Raw genomic sequence first — 15,979 nt, 5'->3', positions numbered from 1 at the left:
CGAGAGCGGCCACTCAGGACGGGGTTTGTCCCGAGGGTGACGACGGCGACTGCCGTTGGCCCTGGCTGTGCGACTGCGGCTCCTGGGAGGTTTCGGTGGAGCCGTGCCCGGAGTCGCCGGGCCGGTGGGAATCCGTACCCGACCCGGCCGAGGGCGGCTGGCTGAAGCTGGGGAACCCGGTCGGCGGGGTGGGCGAGCCCTGCTGCGAACCGTGCTGCGGCCCCTGGGGGGAGCCGGGCGGTGTGCCCGGCGTGCCGAACCCAGCGCTCGGCGGGGGCGGATAGCCATACTGCGGTCCGTGCTGCACCGGCGCGTGCTGCTGCTGACCGAAATACCCACCCGATTGTGGTGGACCGTACTGGCCGTACTGCCCGTATTGGCCGTACTGTCCGTACTGGTCATACCGGGGTCGTGGAACCGGCGGGGTGATGACCCCCGATTCCAGCAGCACCGCGCCCACTGCGGCGATCGCCTGGATCACGCTAAAGGCAAGCACCAGCCACAACCCCACGCCGATGGTTAAACCGCTGTGCCCGCTGAGCGCCTGCGCAATCGCCAGCAACGCGCCCAGCACCGCGATCGCCGCGACGGTGCCGGTGTGTTTTCCGGCCTTGGGCAGCAGGCCCACGGCGGCCAGCAACCCGGCCAGCAGCGCAGCAATCACGCCAACCACCGCTCCGAGGTCACTGGGGAGCAGTTCACCGCCGCCGGGCCCCGTCTCCGAGCTGAGGGTGAACATCGGAAGGAAGCTTGCCGCATAGGCGCCCAGGCCGAGCGCCACCACCACGATGGTCAGGTACAACTGCACCCGGCCGGCACTCTCATCGACTTTGGCAAATGAGGGGGTGGGCCCTCCATAAGAGCCCGGGGGCTGCGCGGGCGGGTATCCGGGGCTGCCGGGCGTGTAGGTCATGACCGCTCCTGTGCTGTTGTACTGTTTGGGCCTCATGGTCTGCGGTGCCTCTTTCTGGGCTCCGCCACTGCGCTACTGCCGCGCGACGCCGCGCCGGAAACACCGGAAACACTGGGGCTGCGCGGGCGTTGCGATGCCACGTGATCCCACGCTAGCGCACGTCGGGGCGTGGGCCGTGCGGCGGTCCGCGTGTCCCCCGACCGATCTCCGTGACCGACCCGGGTTTTGCGTCCTGCCGCGCGATGACTCGCGCGGCCGCGCGGCTCACAGGTTCTGCAGGATTTTGCGCACCAGTGTCGCGGTTTCGGACGGGGTTTTACCGACCTGGACACCGGCCGCTTCCAGGGCCGCTTTCTTGGCGGCCGCGGTGCCCGACGAGCCGGACACGATCGCGCCGGCGTGACCCATCGTCCTGCCCTCCGGGGCGGTGAATCCGGCCACGTAGCCGACCACCGGCTTGGAGACGTTGGCGGTGATGTAATCTGCCGCGCGTTCTTCGGCGTCGCCGCCGATCTCGCCGATCAGGACGATGACTTTGGTTTCGGGATCCTTCTCGAACGCTTCGAGGGCGTCGATGTGGGTGGTGCCGATCACCGGGTCCCCGCCGATGCCGATGGCGGTAGAGAAGCCCAGATCCCGCAGCTCGAACATCATCTGGTAGGTCAAGGTGCCCGACTTGGATACCAGACCGATCGGGCCGGGGCCGGTGATGTTGGCGGGCGTAATGCCCGCCAACGACCGGCCGGGGGAAATGATGCCGGGGCAGTTGGGGCCGATGATCCGGGTTTTGTGACCTTTACCGAGGTTGTAGGCCCACGCGTAGGCGGTGTCTTGCACCGGGATTCCCTCGGTGATGATGACCAGCAGCGGGATTTCGGCGTCGATAGCCTCCAGGATGGCGTCCTTGGCGAACCGTGGCGGCACGAAGATGATCGAGACGTCCGCGCCGGTCTTTTCGATCGCTTCGACCACGGTGCCGAACACCGGGAGTTCGATGGCGCTGCCGTCGGCGCCCGTGTGGGTGACGGTGGTGCCGGCCTTTCGGGCGTTGACACCGCCGAGGATCCGGGTGCCCGCTTTGAGCATCCGCGCGGTGTGCGCGGTGGCCTCGTTGCCGGTGATGCCCTGCACGATGACCTTGGACTCTGCGGTCAGGAAAACAGCCATAAGAGGTGGGGAGTCCTTTCTCATCCGGTCTCAGGCGCTGGCCAGCGCGGCGGCCTTGTCAGCGGCCTCGTCCATGGTGGGCACCAGGGTCACCAGCGGGTGGTTGGCTTCGAGGAGGATGCGCCTGCCCTCCTCGACGTTGTTGCCGTCGAGGCGAACGACCAACGGCTTGTCGGCCTCGTCACCGATGATCTGCAGCGCCTTGACAATGCCGGTGGCGACCGCGTCGCAGGCCGTGATACCGCCGAACACATTGACGAAGACGACCTTGACCTGCTCATCGCTGAGAACCACGTCCAACCCTGCGGCCATGACCTCGGCGGACGCGCCGCCGCCGATGTCGAGGAAGTTGGCCGGCTTCACCCCGCCGTGCCGTTCCCCGGCATACGCCGCGACGTCGAGGGTCGACATCACCAGGCCGGCGCCGTTGCCGATAATGCCGATCTGCCCGTCGAGCTTGACGTAGTTGAGGTTGTGTTCTTTGGCCTTGAGCTCCAGCGGATCGGTGGCCTCGCGGTCCTCGAACGCGGCATGGTCGGGATGGCGGAAGCCGGCGTTGTCGTCCAGGGTGATCTTGGCGTCCAGCGCCAGGATCCGGCCGGGATCACCCGTCCCGCGGGACGGGGTGCGCACCAGCGGGTTGACCTCGACCAAGGTGGCGTCTTCCGCGGCGAAAAGCTCCCACAGCTTGGCGATGGTGATCGCCGCGGTGTCCAGGACCTCGGCGGGCAGGTGGCCTTGCTCGGCGATGGACCGGGCGAACGCCAGGTCTACACCCTTCACGGCGTCCACCGGAATCTTGGCCAGCCGCTCCGGTTGGGTGGCGGCGACCTCCTCGATGTCCATGCCGCCCGCCACCGAGCACATCGCCAGGTAACCGCGATTCGCCCGGTCCAGCAGGAACGAGATGTAGTACTCCTCGGCGATGTCGCTGGCCTCGGCGACCAGCAGCTTTTTCACGATGTGACCCTTGATGTCCAGGCCCAGGATGTTCTTGGCGTGGCGGTACGCGTCCTCGGGGGTGGCGGCGTACTTGACGCCACCGGCCTTGCCGCGGCCGCCGGTTTTGACCTGCGCTTTAACCATCACCGGATGGCCGATTTCCGCGGCGATCGCCCTGGCGCCCTCGGCGCTGTCGGTCACCCGACCGGGCGTGGTTGGCACGTTGTGTTTGGCGAACAGCTGCTTCGCCTGATACTCGAAAAGATCCATCGGCTCACTGTCTCGGGTCGGCCTGCTCGTCGACGGTCGCCGGATTCGGCAACGCGCCCGGAGGAACTGTATCGACCCATCCGGACGGTTCCGACGTCGCATCCACCGATGTGGCCCATCTCACCGGCCGCCGATGACCCGATGACCCGGCGAGCTTCCGCGGTGCCCCGCAGACCCGCCGCGCGCACCCCGGCGTTACGTGATCCAAATCACATTTCGTGGCCGGATCGTTCACATGGGGTTGTAAGTTGCTGACACTCCGGTTAACGTACCTGGGTCCAGATAACGTTTTGGTCACGACCCGAGGGTGTTCCAGGTTTGAGCCAGCACCGTTATATCCGGTCTCCTGCGACAGGACCTCGCCGTTTCCGCGACTACCGACAGGACCTCGATTCCACCGAGGTCACCGAGATCATCCCGTTCAATGAGTTCGGCGACCTCGATGACCTGGACTTCAGCCACAACTCCGTCTTCACCGTCGAAGCGCAGGTGCTTCGGGCGCCCGAGCTCGACGACCTGCACGATACCGACGACCTGACGCCGCTGCCGCTGCAGCCACCCGGCGAATGTGACGCCGATCGGGGCCTCGAGCGGGGTCTGGACCTGGACTTTGATCGGGGCCGTGATCAAGACCTGGACTGTCGGACCGAACCGTACCGGTATCGGCTGCAGGAGCGGTTGACCGCGTCGGGGGTGATCGGCGCGCCCTGGCGCGGCGGGCAGCATCGCAGACAGCAACTGGCCGGGGCCGTCAAGAGCCGGGTGCTGATCACCGCCATGGCCGCAGGTGCGGCGGCCGCGGCTGCGCATTCGGCAACTCATCACCCGGGTACCACCAAGGCCGAGACCGTGCTGGCGGCCAGCACGTCAACCCTCGGCCGCACCGCCGCCAGCGAGTACCCGCGGGGCATGCAGATGATCACCGTCAAGTCCGCGGCGAATACCGCCGTGCACAACGAAGAGCTCGCCAAGGGGATGGCCTTCGCCCAGGAGCGTGCCCAGCGCGAAGCCCGGCTGCGGCAACCGTTGTTCGTCATGCCGACAAGGGGCGCCTTCACTTCGGGTTTCGGTTACCGCTGGGGGGTGCTGCACGCGGGCATCGATATCGCCAACTCGATCGGCACCCCGATCGTCGCGGTGTCCGACGGAGTCGTCGTCGATGCCGGCCCCACCGCCGGCTACGGAATGTGGGTCAAGCTGCGCCACGCCGACGGCACGGTCACACTGTACGGGCATGTCAACACCACAACGGTGAACGTGGGTCAGCGCGTCATGGCGGGAGATCAGATCGCAACGATGGGCAATCGTGGCAATTCCACCGGCCCGCATCTGCACTTCGAGGTGCTGCAGGGCGGCACCGAGCGCATCGATCCCGTGCCCTGGCTGGCCGCGCGGGGTCTCAGCCTCGGCAATATCGCCGGTTAACCTGGTGGCATAACCAACGATCGCTCCCCGGCGTCGGCCCGCCCCGATATCGCCGAGGCCGTGGTCGTTTGGCGGGGAACGGAACATGCTGCAGAAAGGCCTGCGGTGACGACATCGCCCCACGACCCACGAAGGCCTGAGACCACGCGATCCGCGGATGACACCCGGACCCGCATCATCCGGCGGGCCCCGACCGCGCCCCTGCCCCCGCTGCCGCAGACCGCCCAGGTTGCCCACCCGCCGCCCGGCTGGGGCGGGCCGGGCGGGGGGGTCCTGCGGGACAGCCCGGCCGACTCGCTGACCGCCGGCACCGCAGAACCGGCTCCCAAGACGGTCATCGCCGCGTGCACCGTGAGCATTGTCGGCGGGTGGGCTACCTCGGTGGTGGCCACCGACCTGATCGCCGGATGGTGGAAATCCGACCGCCTGTTTTGCATCGCGGTCGGATTCCTCGCCCTGGTTTTCGGTTCGGCCACGGTGGCGGGCGTGATCACGCTGTTACAGCGCCGCCGCTACGGCAGCTACCTTATCGTGGCCGGCGCCGTGGTCGCGTTGCTGACCTACCTTGGTGTGTTCATCGCCGGCGCCCGGGTCGCGTGGATCGTGCACACGCTGCCGGTGTTGCCGATCGCCGCTGTGGTGCTGGCGCTGCACCCGCACACCAAACGCTGGGTTCTGGGGGAGCAACGCCCTACAGCTTGGTAATCGGGGCGTGGTTGTGCATCAGCTTCACCCGTCCGGAGCTGCCGAAGTCAATCAGCGACGTCGCCGACTCCCCGGTGCCGGACACTTCCTCCACCCGTCCCAGCCCGTACTTGTCGTGCGATACCCGGTCGCCTGGTCGCAGCACCAGCAGCGGGCGTGGCCGTGCCGCCGGGCGGGCCGGTGACGGTCGGGCGGTGCCGGCCCATCCGCCACCGCTGAGCGGCCCGCTGAGCGACGGGGTGGGATCGGTGCGCCGCCACTCGATGAGCTCCTGCGGGATTTCCCGTAAAAACCGCGACTCCGGGTTCAGCACCGGCTGTCCCCACGAGGACCGCAGCCTGGCACGAGTCAAATACAGCCGGTGCCGTGCCCGGGTGATGCCGACGTAGGCCAATCGGCGCTCCTCCGAGAGCTCGGTGGGGTCATCCAACGAGCGCATGTGCGGGAACATGCCGTCCTCCCAGCCCGTCACGAACACCACCGGAAATTCCAAACCCTTCGCGGTGTGCAACGTCATCAGGGTGACCACACCCGCGTGCTGCTCGGGGATGTCGTCGGCGTCGGAGACCAACGACACCCGCTCCAGGAAATCCGCCAACACCCCGGCGTCGGGGACGTCTTCATCGGCCGGGGTCTGCAACGACCCGGAGATAGCGGCGGCGTTGGCCCGGTCGGTGCTGAATTCGTGTGCGACGCTGACGAGTTCGTTGAGGTTATCCAACCGGGCGAGATCTTGTGGGTCGGTGGAGGATTCCAACTCCATGCGGTATCCGGTTCGGTCCAGCACCGCCTCGACCAGATCACCGAGATCGTCATCGAGGCGCCCCCGCAGGTCGTCGAGCAACTCGACGAAACCGGCGATCGCCTTCACGGATCGAGCGGTCAGCAGCGGCACCTTGCCCTCGGCCGCGGCCACCAAGGCCTCGGTGAAGCTGACGCCGCAATTGTCGGCGTACGCCGCCACGGCAGCCTCGGCGCGATCGCCGATCCCGCGGCGCGGTGTGTTGAGAATGCGCCGTAGACTCACGGCGTCACCGGGGTTGTCCAGGACCCGCAGGTAGGCAAGGATGTCGCGAATTTCCTTGCGCTCGTAAAACCGAACTCCCCCGACAACTTTGTAAGGGATTCCGGACCGGACGAACACCTCTTCCAGGGACCGCGACGAGTTGTTGGTCCGGTAGAAAACCGCTACATCGCTGTAGGTGATTTCACCGCGCTCCGCGAGCGCGTCGATCTCCTCGGCGACGAACCGCGCCTCGTCGTGTTCGTTATCGGCCACGTAGCCGACGATCAACTCCCCCGCGCCGGCGTCGGTCCATAACCGCTTCTCGCGGCGCCCGGTGTTATGGGCGATCACCGAATTCGCAGCCGACAGGATGTTCTGCGTGGATCGGTAATTCTGTTCCAGCAGGATGGTGGTGGCGTTGGGGTAGTCTCGCTCGAAATCTTCGATGTTGCGAACGGTGGCCCCGCGGAACGCATAGATCGATTGGTCGGCATCACCGACCACGCAAAGCTCACCGGGCGGGACGTCATCTGCGGCGTCGCGCCCGGTCAATTCCCGCACCAGCACGTATTGTGCGTGGTTGGTGTCCTGGTACTCGTCTACGAGGATGTGGCGGAAGCGCCGACGATAGTGCTGGGCGATCTGCGGGAAGGCCCGCAACACCGCCACCGTCTCCCCGATGAGGTCATCGAAATCCAGGGCATTGGCCGCCCGCAGTCGGCGCTGGTACTCGCCGTAGACGGCGGCGACGGTGACGGCCAGGTCATCGGGATTCTCTGCAGCGTCGGCCTGCGCCCGTTGCGGGTCGATCAACTCGTTTTTCAGGTTGGAGATGGCATGGGCCAGCAGCCGCGGCGGGTACCGTTTGATGTCCAGCCCCAGGTCACGGCCGATCATCTGCAGCAAACGCCGCGAGTCGTCGGCGTCATAGATCGAAAAGTTCGCGGTGAGACCGGGAATCAGCGCTGCCTGGTTGCGCAGGATGCGCACACACATCGAGTGAAACGTCGACACCCACAGCGCCCGGCCGGCGCGGGCTCCGATCAGCCGAACCACCCGGTCGCGCATCTCCGCGGCGGCCTTGTTGGTGAAGGTGATCGCCAGGATCTCACCCACCCCGACACCCCGCGCGGCGATCAGGTAGGCGATGCGCCGGGTCAGCACAGCGGTCTTGCCCGAACCCGCGCCGGCGACGATCAGCAGCGGTGAACCCTCGTGCAGCACCGCCTGACGCTGCTGGGGATTGAGGCCGTCCAAAAGCCGCTCTGCGTCGCCGCCGGGCTGTGCCTCGGTCGCCGCATCGGTCGCATACACGCTCATGTCGATCCCAACTTACCGCCGTCGGGTGGCGGGCTTTACGCCCGCGCCGCCGGTTGTGGCACACTCTGGCAATGCCCGACGCGCAGCTTCGCCGATGGGCCCCGGGTTCTCACCACCGATTTTGCTGCGGGTACCCGCGAGCGGTGCTCGTGGTCTAGCTGCGCTGCGGGGCCCTGCGGTCCGCGTTGCGGATTCGGGGCCCGGTTTTTGTGTCAGACCCGATACTGTGTTTTTGTCTGAGACCCGATACTGGATGAAAGACCAGACCTGCCACACACGACCAGCACGCGGAGTCAGCAAGAATGAACACCGAGACTCAAGAGCTTCCCGATATCGAGGGGCTTCGCCGGGAGATCGACCGCCTGGACACCCAGATCCTCGCCGCCGTCAAACGACGGACCGAGGTTTCCCGCGCTATCGGTAAGGCCCGGATGGCCTCCGGCGGCACCCGGCTGGTCCACAGCCGCGAAATGCAGGTCATCGAGCGTTACAGCGAGCTGGGACCCGAGGGTAAGGACCTGGCGATCGTGTTGCTCCGCCTGGGCCGCGGCCGGCTCGGCCATTGAGCCCCGCCGTGATTTCTCGTGATCCCGCCGCCGGCGGCGGCTACCGCCCGCTGGCCGGGCCGATCGCGCGGCTTTGCCGCCGCTGAAGCGCTCCGCCTCGGGCCTTTCGGCCCGCATCGTCACCAGAGCAGGGAGAACCGCATGACCGGGGTTCGAGAAGTACCCGACATCTCGGCTACGGCCGCGTGGCAAGCCCTGCGCAGGCATCACGAGCAGGTCAAAGACACCCATTTGCGGCAATTTTTCGCCGACGATCCCGAGCGCGGCCACGAGCTGACCATTACGGTGGGCGACCTTTACATCGACTACAGCAAACACCGCATCACCCGCGACACCATCACGTTGTTGATCGACCTGGCCCGTGCGGCCGGCCTCGAGCGGCGCCGGGACGAGATGTTCGCCGGTGTGCCCATCAACACCTCGGAAAACCGCGCGGTGCTGCACACCGCATTACGGCTGCCGCGGGACGCGGAGCTGATCGTCGACGGCCAGAACGTCGTCGACGACGTGCACGCCGTCCTGGAGGCGATGGGCGACTTCACCGACCGGTTGCGCAGCGGCGAGTGGACCGGTGCCACCGGACAGAAGATCACCACCGTGGTCAACATCGGGATCGGTGGCTCAGACCTCGGTCCGGCGATGGTGTGTCAGGCTTTGCGCCACTACGCGGACGCGGGAATCTCGGCGCGGTTCGTCTCCAACGTCGACCCCGCGGACTTGACCGCCAAGCTGGCCGGCTTGAATCCCGAGACGACCCTTTTTATCGTCGCGTCGAAAACTTTCTCGACCCTGGAGACGCTGACCAACGCCGCCGCGGCCCGGCGCTGGCTCACCGGCGCGCTCGGCGACGCGGCGGTCGCGAAGCATTTCGTCGCGGTGTCGACCAACAAAAAGCTGGTCGAGGAGTTCGGCATCGAGGCCGCCAACATGTTCGGTTTCTGGGACTGGGTCGGCGGACGGTATTCAGTGGATTCCGCGATCGGGCTTTCGGTGATGGCCGTGATCGGGCGTGCGGCCTTCGCCGATTTCCTGTCCGGATTCCACCTCATCGACGAGCATTTCAAAAGCGCTCCGCTGGAGTGCAATGCGCCGGTGCTGCTGGGATTGATCGGACTGTGGTACGCCAATTTCTTCGGCGCGCAGTCGCGCGCGGTGCTGCCGTATTCCAACGACTTGGCGCGGTTCGCGGCTTATCTGCAGCAGCTGACGATGGAGTCCAACGGCAAGTCGGTGCGCGCCGATGGTACGCCGGTCACTACCGACACCGGTGAAATCTATTGGGGCGAGCCGGGAACCAATGGACAGCACGCGTTTTACCAGTTGCTGCACCAGGGCACCCGGCTGGTGCCGGCCGATTTCATCGGATTTTGCCAACCCCTTGACGACCTGGCCACCGCCGACGGCAGCGGCAGCATGCACGACCTGTTGATGAGCAATTTCTTCGCCCAAACGCAGGTGCTGGCGTTCGGCAAAACGGCTTCAGAGATCGCCGCCGAGGGCACACCGGCCGCCCTGGTGCCGCACAAGGTGATGCCCGGCAACCGGCCTACCACGTCGATCCTGGCTACCCGGCTCACGCCCTCGGTGCTCGGTCAGCTGATCGCGCTGTATGAGCACCAGGTGTTCACCGAGGGCGTGGTGTGGGGCATCGACTCGTTCGACCAGTGGGGGGTGGAGCTGGGCAAGACGCAGGCCAAAACGCTGTACCCGGTGATCAGCGGCGCCGCCTCGCCCGCTCGGCAGCCGGATAGCTCCACCGACGCGCTGGTGCGCCGCTACCGCGCCGGGCGTGGCCGGGCCAGCTGAGTCGGCGCGCCCGCCGGCATGCACCGGCAAACCCGCAAGCGGCTTAGACCGGCTTGAGGTCTGGTCTAGAGGCAGCTAATAGGTGGTCAGCTCTTAGGACCAATACCTGGTCAGCGGCGTCGGCAACACCCGCAGCAGCCGGACCAGTGGCGCCCACGGCCACCACGGCACCACCGCCCGGCCGGGCTCGCGTTCGATGGCGCTGACCAGCGCCCGCACTCCGGTTTCGTTGTCCACCAAAAACATTGTGCTGACCGCCTGGGCGGTCATCTCGGACTCGATGTAGCCCGGCTCCAGCACGGTGACCTTGATCGGCCCCGTCGCATACTCGGCGCGCAGCGATTCACCCAGCGACGATAGCCCGGCCTTGCTGGCCGCGTAGGCGGCTTTGACGCCCGGCACGCCCCGGTGGGCCAGCACCGACGACATCAGCACCAGATGCCCCGAGCCGACTTTCTTGAACATCTCCAACGCCGTTTCGATCTGCACCAGCGCGGCAACCAGATTGGTCTCGATGGTCGCCTTGTTCGCCCACAGCTTGCCCGAGCCCAGCGGTGCGCCCTTGCCGATGCCGGCGTTGACGATGACGCGGTCGACCCCGCCGAGCTCGCTGCTGAGTTCGGCGAACACCTTCGGAACCTGCTCGTGGTCGGTGACGTCCAGGGTGGCGACGGCTACCTTGATACTCGGATAGCGTTGTGTCAGTTCGGCTTTAAGTTCACTGAGCCGGTCACCTCGACGAGCGCACAGCGCCAGATCCCGGCCCTTGGCGGCGAATGCGCGCGCCATGCCGGCGCCCAGACCCGAACTCGCGCCGGTGATGAGGATCCTGCGCCGGGTCACCAGGGCAGCATAACCACCGCCAATTACCCCGGGATTATTCCAGGGCCTATTTCAAAAGCCGCGACATTCGCCGGTCGGCCAACACCTTGCCGCCGGTCTGGCAGGTTGGACAGTACTGGAAGGATTTGTCGGCGAACGACACCTCCCGCACGGTGTCACCGCACACCGGACACGGCAGACCGGTGCGCGCGTGCACCCGTAAACCGGACCGTTTGTCACCCTTGAGCGTCGCGGCCTGTTGACCCGCTAAGCGGGTCACGGCGTCGGTGAGCACCGACTGAAGTGCCGCGTGCAGCGCGCCCACCTGCGGCTGCGTGAGCTTCCCGGCGGTGGCGAACGGAGAGATCCTGGCCTGGTGCAAAATCTCGTCGCTGTAGGCGTTGCCGATGCCGGCGATCACGGATTGGTCGGTGAGCGCGGTTTTGATCCGGCCGGTGTTGCCGGCCAGCAGCCCGGCGAGCTCGTCGGCGGTGACGTCCAGCGCGTCCGGACCCAGGGCGGCGATCCCCGGAACCTTGGTCGGCTCGTCGGTGAGCCACACCGCCAGCCGTTTCTGGGTGCCGGCCTCGGTGAGATCGAAGCCCGGGGCCGCACCGGGGGTGCCGAGGTGGACGCGCAGCACGACCGGTCCCTTCCCCGGGCGCGGCGGTGCGGCGGGCAGCGTCTCCGACCAGCGCAACCAGCCCGCCCGCGCCAGATGGGTGACCAAAACCAGCTCGCCGGCCCGCAGACCCAGGTATTTGCCCCACCGCTGGGCCCCGGCAACGGTCTGGCCGTGCAGCGCGCTGATCGGGGGATCAACCGTCTTGAGCGCCGAAAAGGCCACGAGGTCGACGCGGCCGATGGTCCTTCCGACCGCGTGGCGACGCAGCTGGGCAGCCAGCGCTTCGACCTCGGGGAGTTCGGGCACGCTAGCCAGTCTGCGCCCGCAGCAGATAGGTGTCCATGATCCAGCCGTTGCGGGCCCGGGCGTCGGCCCGCAGTGTGGCGATCCGCTCCCCCACCTCACCGACCGTGCCCGACACCAGCAGCTCCCTGTCGGTGCCCAGGTAGGCACCCCACCAGATCCGGGTCTGCGGCGGGCAGGTACGAAACGAGCACTCCGCGTCGAGCATGACCACGGCGGTTCCGGAGCACCCGCGGGCGCGCAGCTGCCGGCCGGTGGTGATCAGCACGGGTTCGCCGACGTCGGTGAGCGGGATGCGGTGCCGCGCCGTCAGCGCCTGCACGGCGGTGATACCCGGGATGACGTCGTAGCTCAGGTCGACCTCGGCGGCTACGGCATCCAGAATGCGCAGCGTGCTGTCGTAGAGCGAGGGGTCTCCCCAGGCCAGAAACCCGCCCACGGCGCCGGCGCTCAGTTCCCTGGCAATGGCTTCGGCCCAGATCCGCGCGCGCGCCGCATGCCAGTCCGTCACCGCCCGCCGGTAATCGCCGACCGCCGACCGTGGCGGATCGGGCAGCTCGACGAAGCGGTAGCCGGGCTCGCGGATGAACCGCTCGCAGATGTGCCGGCGCAATGCCATCAGGTCACGTTTGGCTTCACCTTTTTCCGGGGCGAAAAACACCCGGGTGTCGTTGAGCGCATCGATAGCCTGGACCGTCAAATAGTCCGGATCCCCGGCTCCGATGCCGATCACGTGGACATGCCGACTCAACACGCGTGCACAGCCTATAACCGGAGGGTCCCGCCGACTATCGGGGACTGACGGTATCCGGTACCATGGGTATTGACATCTTGCCCGGGCTCTTCTTACTTTCTGGAACACCATCATCGATGAAGGGACGACCAGGATGGCCGCTGCGGTGAAGCCAACCGGGCCGAGTCGCGAAGAGTTCTCCGAGCGGCTGCTGAAGGGCTCGGTCAAAACGTCCTACGCGCCGGTCGTCGATATCGACTGGGACGCGCCGCTTGACCCGGACAAGTTCTACCTGCCACCCAAGACGGTGTCGCTGTACGGCACCCCGATGTGGGATCGGATGACTCGTGCGCAGCGCATCGAGTTGTCCCGCCAGGAGCTGGCCAACACGCTCTCGGCGGGCATCTGGTTTGAGAACGTCCTCAACCAGGGGTTGCTGCGACGACTCCTGCACGAGGATCCCACCGCCCGGGAATCGCACTATGCCCTGACCGAACTGGGCGATGAAACCCGCCACATGGTGATGTTCGGCAAGGCCATCGAGCGCGTCGGTGCCAAACCGGTGACCCCGCGGCGCTACCAACGGATGATCATCAACGTCCTGCCGCTGCTGTTCCGCGGGGCGTTGTTATGGGTGGCCGCGCTGATCGGCGAAGAAATCTTCGACGCCCTGCAGCGCCAGATGATGGACGACCCCGAATTGCAGCCGCTGGTCCAGCGGCTGATGCGGATTCACGTCACCGAAGAATCCCGCCACATCCAGTTCGCACGGGATGGCCTGCGCAGGCGGGTGCCCGAAATGTCACCGCTGAGCCGGTGGTTCGTGGCGAACATCAACGGGCTGGGGGGGTGGTTTTTCCGCTACCTGCTCACCAATCCGGTCCCCTACGCGCGAGCCGGCCTCAACGTGCGTCAGGCTCGTGAAACCGCACGCACCAGCCCGCACCGCCGCGACGTCCTGGTGGCCGGATTCGCCCCGCTGGCAGCGTTTTTGACGGAGGTGGGCTTGCTGGGTCCGATCGCGCGCCGAATGTGGGCGCGCAGCGGGTTTCTGTGAGCCGGACAGCCGTGGATCCCCACCACGTCGCCGTCATCGGCGCGGGTGCGGCCGGGGTGCGTATCGGGGCGGAATTGCTCGCAACCGGCATTACCGATTTCGTGCTAGTCGAGCGGGGGCCCGGCGGCAGCGTCCCGCCGGCCCTGCGGGGTCGGCTGCGACCCAACCGGGACGTCGTCTGCCTGGTGTTCGATGACGACGCCGACGCCTGGACGCTGCAAACCCGTGATGGCGAGGTCTGCCACGCTCGGATAGTCATCGCGGCGCACCGGCCCAGCTATCTCCCGTGGATCCCGGATTTGTCCGGGCGCAGCGATTTTCACGGGCCGTCGTTTCACGCTGCCGCCTGGGATCACGATTTCGATCCGGCCGGCAAGCGAATCGCCGTGATCGGCGTCGACGCCACCGCCGCAAACCGTCTGGCCGAGCTGACCGCCGCAGCGGCGTCGGTCGTTGTCTTCGCCCATCCCCCGCGCCGGGTGATCCCGCAGCTGCCACCGCCGGGCAGCCGCGCCAGGCGGTGGCTGCGCGGCCAGCTACTGGGCGGGCGGCGGACCGCCGGTGCGCGGCGACACCGCCCCATCCAACTGGTGAGCACGCCCATCGCCGCGGTGACGGCGTCGGGTATTCGCACCCGTGAGGGCGCCCATCACGACGTCGACGCGATCGTCTACGGCACCGGGTTCACCATTCCCGAGGAGATAACCGGCCCGACGCTCGTCGGTGCCCGCGGTGTGACCCTCCGGCGTGCGTGGTATGACGGCATGGAGCCCTACCGGGGCGTCGCAGTGCATGGTTTCCCCAACTACTTTCTGCTGGGCGGGCCGGACACCGAGGCGCAAACGCGCTACATCGTCGGGTGCCTTGCCCTGATGAACCGTGCCGGCGCCACCCGCATCGAGGTGCGCCGCAGCGTCCAGCAGGTTTTCAACGAACGCGTGCGGCTGCGATCCGGCCGCCTTCATGTGGTGCCGTCGGCCTTCGACTTGTCGTGCCACGCAAGCGATGACACGGTCTACGACGGCACAGCTACGCTCACGATCGCCACCGTCAGCCGGCACGTGCATGTCCGGCTGAGCGGCTATCTCGACCCGATCGATGGTCAATTCCATTGGCGGGGAATGGTGTTGGAGTCACTGCCGGCCGAGCTTCTGGGCAAGGCGCGAACGGTGACGCTCAGCGTGGGAGAGCGCAGCGCCCCGGCGCGCATCACCGAGCAAACACCGTGGGGCGGCCATTCGATCGTCGGGGTGGGGGCACCGCCTTACGGGGTGCGGGTTCCGGCGAACGGCGCACCCGCGCAATGCCCGTGAGCGTGACACGGCCGCGACGCGGAAACGTGTGATCGGACGCCTAAGGTGGGACCGGAAGGTAGCGCGACGCGATATCGAAGGGATGAACATGGCACGCACCGACGACGACACCTGGGATCTGGTCACCAGCGTCGGAGCCACCGCCACCATGGTCGCCGCGGCCCGCGCGGCCGCAACCAGACAACCGCATCCGGTGTTCAAAGACCCGTTCGCCGAGCCGCTGGTGCGGGCGGTCGGGATCGACGTGTTCACCCGGGTGGCGGCCGGTGAGCTGGAGTTCGACGAGGTCGGACGCGACGCCGGGTTCCCGCGGATGGTCGACACCTTTGCCGCCCGTGCCCGGTTCTTCGACGACTTCTTCGCCGACGCCGGCAGGGCGGGCGTTCGGCAGGTGGTGATCGTCGCCTCCGGGCTGGATGCCCGTCCGTACCGGCTGGAATGGCCGGCGGGGACCGTCGTGTACGAGATCGACCAGCCCGAGGTGATCGAGTTCAAAACCACGACGTTGTCCCGGCTCGGCGCCGAGCCGACCACCGACCACCGCCCGGTGGGCATCGACCTTCGCGGCGACTGGCCGGCCGCGCTGCGGCAGGCCGGCTTCGACACCGCCCGGCCGACGGCGTGGCTGGCCGAGGGGGTGCTCATCGGATTTCTGCCCCCGCAGGCCGAGGTTCGGTTGCTGGACACCATCACCGCACTCAGCGCCGCCGGCAGCAGGCTGGCCGCCGACTACGGCTCGGTCACCGGTGAGTTCGAGGCGCAAGACCGCGCGAAGGCGGTGACCGAACGGTGGCGGGAATACGGCCTGGATCTCGACATGGCGGAGCTGACCTATCCCGGCGAGCACACCGATGTCGCGGCGCATCTGGCGGCTAACGGCTGGCAGACGACCAGGTCGGTGCTCGCCGAGCTGTTCGCGGCCGCCGGGCTGCCGCCGCTGCCGGACGGCGCGCAGACCGGGCCGGCGGCCGCGATCAGTTTCGTTCGCGCCACCCGCACCTAGACG

The 15,979-nt window shown here is 67.3% G+C and carries 13 protein-coding genes and 2 pseudogenes; 7 read left to right on the top strand and 8 right to left on the bottom strand.

Annotated elements, in window-relative coordinates; all coding sequences use genetic code 11:
- Nucleotides 1-13: 13 nt before the first annotated feature.
- The 3 genes from QJR12_RS11810 to sucC form a co-directional block, all read right to left on the bottom strand.
- A complete protein-coding gene (locus QJR12_RS11810) occupies nt 14-913 on the bottom strand; it encodes a DUF5336 domain-containing protein (protein WP_300582246.1) in 900 nt (299 codons plus the stop codon).
- Nucleotides 914-1,177: 264 nt separating this feature from the next.
- Nucleotides 1,178-2,080, bottom strand: a complete 903-nt coding sequence (gene sucD, locus QJR12_RS11805) for a succinate--CoA ligase subunit alpha (RefSeq protein ID WP_300582244.1) — start codon at nt 2,078-2,080, stop codon at nt 1,178-1,180.
- Nucleotides 2,081-2,110: 30 nt separating this feature from the next.
- Complete coding sequence (gene sucC, locus QJR12_RS11800; protein WP_300582241.1) at nt 2,111-3,292, bottom strand: ADP-forming succinate--CoA ligase subunit beta; 1,182 nt, start codon at nt 3,290-3,292, stop codon at nt 2,111-2,113.
- A 411-nt stretch (nt 3,293-3,703) separates the two neighbouring features.
- Between sucC and QJR12_RS11795 the strand changes: the two genes are divergently transcribed.
- Both QJR12_RS11795 and QJR12_RS11790 read left to right on the top strand, forming a co-directional pair.
- On the top strand, nt 3,704-4,717 hold the full coding sequence (locus tag QJR12_RS11795; RefSeq protein WP_300582473.1) for a M23 family metallopeptidase: 1,014 nt from the start codon (nt 3,704-3,706) through the stop codon (nt 4,715-4,717).
- A 105-nt stretch (nt 4,718-4,822) separates the two neighbouring features.
- The gene (locus tag QJR12_RS11790; RefSeq protein ID WP_300582239.1) at nt 4,823-5,422 is read left to right on the top strand and encodes a hypothetical protein; all 600 of its coding nucleotides are present in this window, start codon (nt 4,823-4,825) and stop codon (nt 5,420-5,422) included.
- Here the strand turns inward: QJR12_RS11790 and pcrA are convergent.
- Entirely contained in the window at nt 5,409-7,748 is a 2,340-nt protein-coding gene (pcrA, locus tag QJR12_RS11785) for a DNA helicase PcrA (RefSeq protein WP_300582236.1), read from the bottom strand. The two genes, QJR12_RS11790 and pcrA, sit on opposite strands and share 14 nt — an antisense overlap.
- 275 nt (nt 7,749-8,023) lie before the next feature.
- Between pcrA and QJR12_RS11780 the strand changes: the two are divergent.
- Both QJR12_RS11780 and pgi read left to right on the top strand, forming a co-directional pair.
- A pseudogene (locus QJR12_RS11780) lies at nt 8,024-8,314 on the top strand (chorismate mutase); the annotation flags it as partial.
- A 141-nt stretch (nt 8,315-8,455) separates the two neighbouring features.
- Complete coding sequence (pgi, locus tag QJR12_RS11775) at nt 8,456-10,120, top strand: glucose-6-phosphate isomerase (protein ID WP_300582233.1); 1,665 nt, start codon at nt 8,456-8,458, stop codon at nt 10,118-10,120.
- A 93-nt stretch (nt 10,121-10,213) separates the two neighbouring features.
- Here pgi and QJR12_RS11770 read toward each other — a convergent pair whose 3' ends face one another.
- The 4 genes and pseudogenes from QJR12_RS11770 to cobF all read right to left on the bottom strand — a co-directional run bounded on the left by QJR12_RS11770 (nt 10,214) and on the right by cobF (nt 12,624).
- Nucleotides 10,214-10,963 (bottom strand): SDR family oxidoreductase, encoded by a 750-nt coding sequence (locus QJR12_RS11770; RefSeq protein ID WP_300582231.1) that lies wholly within the window; start codon nt 10,961-10,963, stop codon nt 10,214-10,216.
- A 46-nt stretch (nt 10,964-11,009) separates the two neighbouring features.
- Nucleotides 11,010-11,468 (bottom strand): zinc finger domain-containing protein, encoded by a 459-nt coding sequence (locus tag QJR12_RS11765; RefSeq protein WP_300582471.1) that lies wholly within the window; start codon nt 11,466-11,468, stop codon nt 11,010-11,012.
- A gap of 150 nt (nt 11,469-11,618) precedes the next feature.
- Nucleotides 11,619-11,873 (bottom strand): annotated as a pseudogene (locus QJR12_RS11760) (DNA-formamidopyrimidine glycosylase family protein); the annotation flags it as partial.
- 1 nt (nt 11,874) lies between these two features.
- Nucleotides 11,875-12,624: a precorrin-6A synthase (deacetylating) gene (gene cobF, locus QJR12_RS11755; protein ID WP_300582228.1), complete on the bottom strand. Its 750-nt coding sequence runs from the start codon at nt 12,622-12,624 to the stop codon at nt 11,875-11,877.
- A gap of 133 nt (nt 12,625-12,757) precedes the next feature.
- Here cobF and QJR12_RS11750 point away from each other — a divergent pair, with 133 nt between their 5' ends.
- From QJR12_RS11750 to QJR12_RS11740, 3 genes are all read left to right on the top strand, one after another.
- Nucleotides 12,758-13,660, top strand: coding sequence for a diiron oxygenase (locus tag QJR12_RS11750; RefSeq protein WP_300582225.1), 903 nt, complete (start codon nt 12,758-12,760; stop codon nt 13,658-13,660).
- Nucleotides 13,657-14,973, top strand: coding sequence for a DUF4873 domain-containing protein (locus QJR12_RS11745; protein ID WP_300582222.1), 1,317 nt, complete (start codon nt 13,657-13,659; stop codon nt 14,971-14,973). The genes QJR12_RS11750 and QJR12_RS11745 overlap by 4 nt, the downstream gene beginning before the upstream one ends.
- An 88-nt stretch (nt 14,974-15,061) precedes the next feature.
- A complete protein-coding gene (locus tag QJR12_RS11740) occupies nt 15,062-15,976 on the top strand; it encodes a class I SAM-dependent methyltransferase (protein WP_300582219.1) in 915 nt (304 codons plus the stop codon).
- Nucleotides 15,977-15,979 lie beyond the last annotated feature (3 nt).

This window comes from Mycobacterium sp. (genome assembly GCF_029961025.1).
Classification (GTDB): Bacteria; Actinomycetota; Actinomycetes; order Mycobacteriales; family Mycobacteriaceae; genus Mycobacterium.
This window is presented reverse-complemented; position numbering and strand designations above follow the sequence as displayed.

Excerpts from the sequence above, each read along its gene's own strand:
- pcrA (WP_300582236.1), bottom strand. The coding sequence starts at position 7,748 with ATGAGCGTGTATGCGACCGATGCGGCGACCGAGGCACAGCCCGGCGGC.
- QJR12_RS11740 (WP_300582219.1), top strand. The coding sequence starts at position 15,062 with ATGGCACGCACCGACGACGACACCTGGGATCTGGTCACCAGCGTCGGA.
- sucC (WP_300582241.1), bottom strand. The coding sequence starts at position 3,292 with ATGGATCTTTTCGAGTATCAGGCGAAGCAGCTGTTCGCCAAACACAAC.
- QJR12_RS11810 (WP_300582246.1), bottom strand. The coding sequence starts at position 913 with ATGACCTACACGCCCGGCAGCCCCGGATACCCGCCCGCGCAGCCCCCG.
- QJR12_RS11750 (WP_300582225.1), top strand. The coding sequence starts at position 12,758 with ATGGCCGCTGCGGTGAAGCCAACCGGGCCGAGTCGCGAAGAGTTCTCC.
- pgi (WP_300582233.1), top strand. The coding sequence starts at position 8,456 with ATGACCGGGGTTCGAGAAGTACCCGACATCTCGGCTACGGCCGCGTGG.
- sucD (WP_300582244.1), bottom strand. The coding sequence starts at position 2,080 with ATGGCTGTTTTCCTGACCGCAGAGTCCAAGGTCATCGTGCAGGGCATC.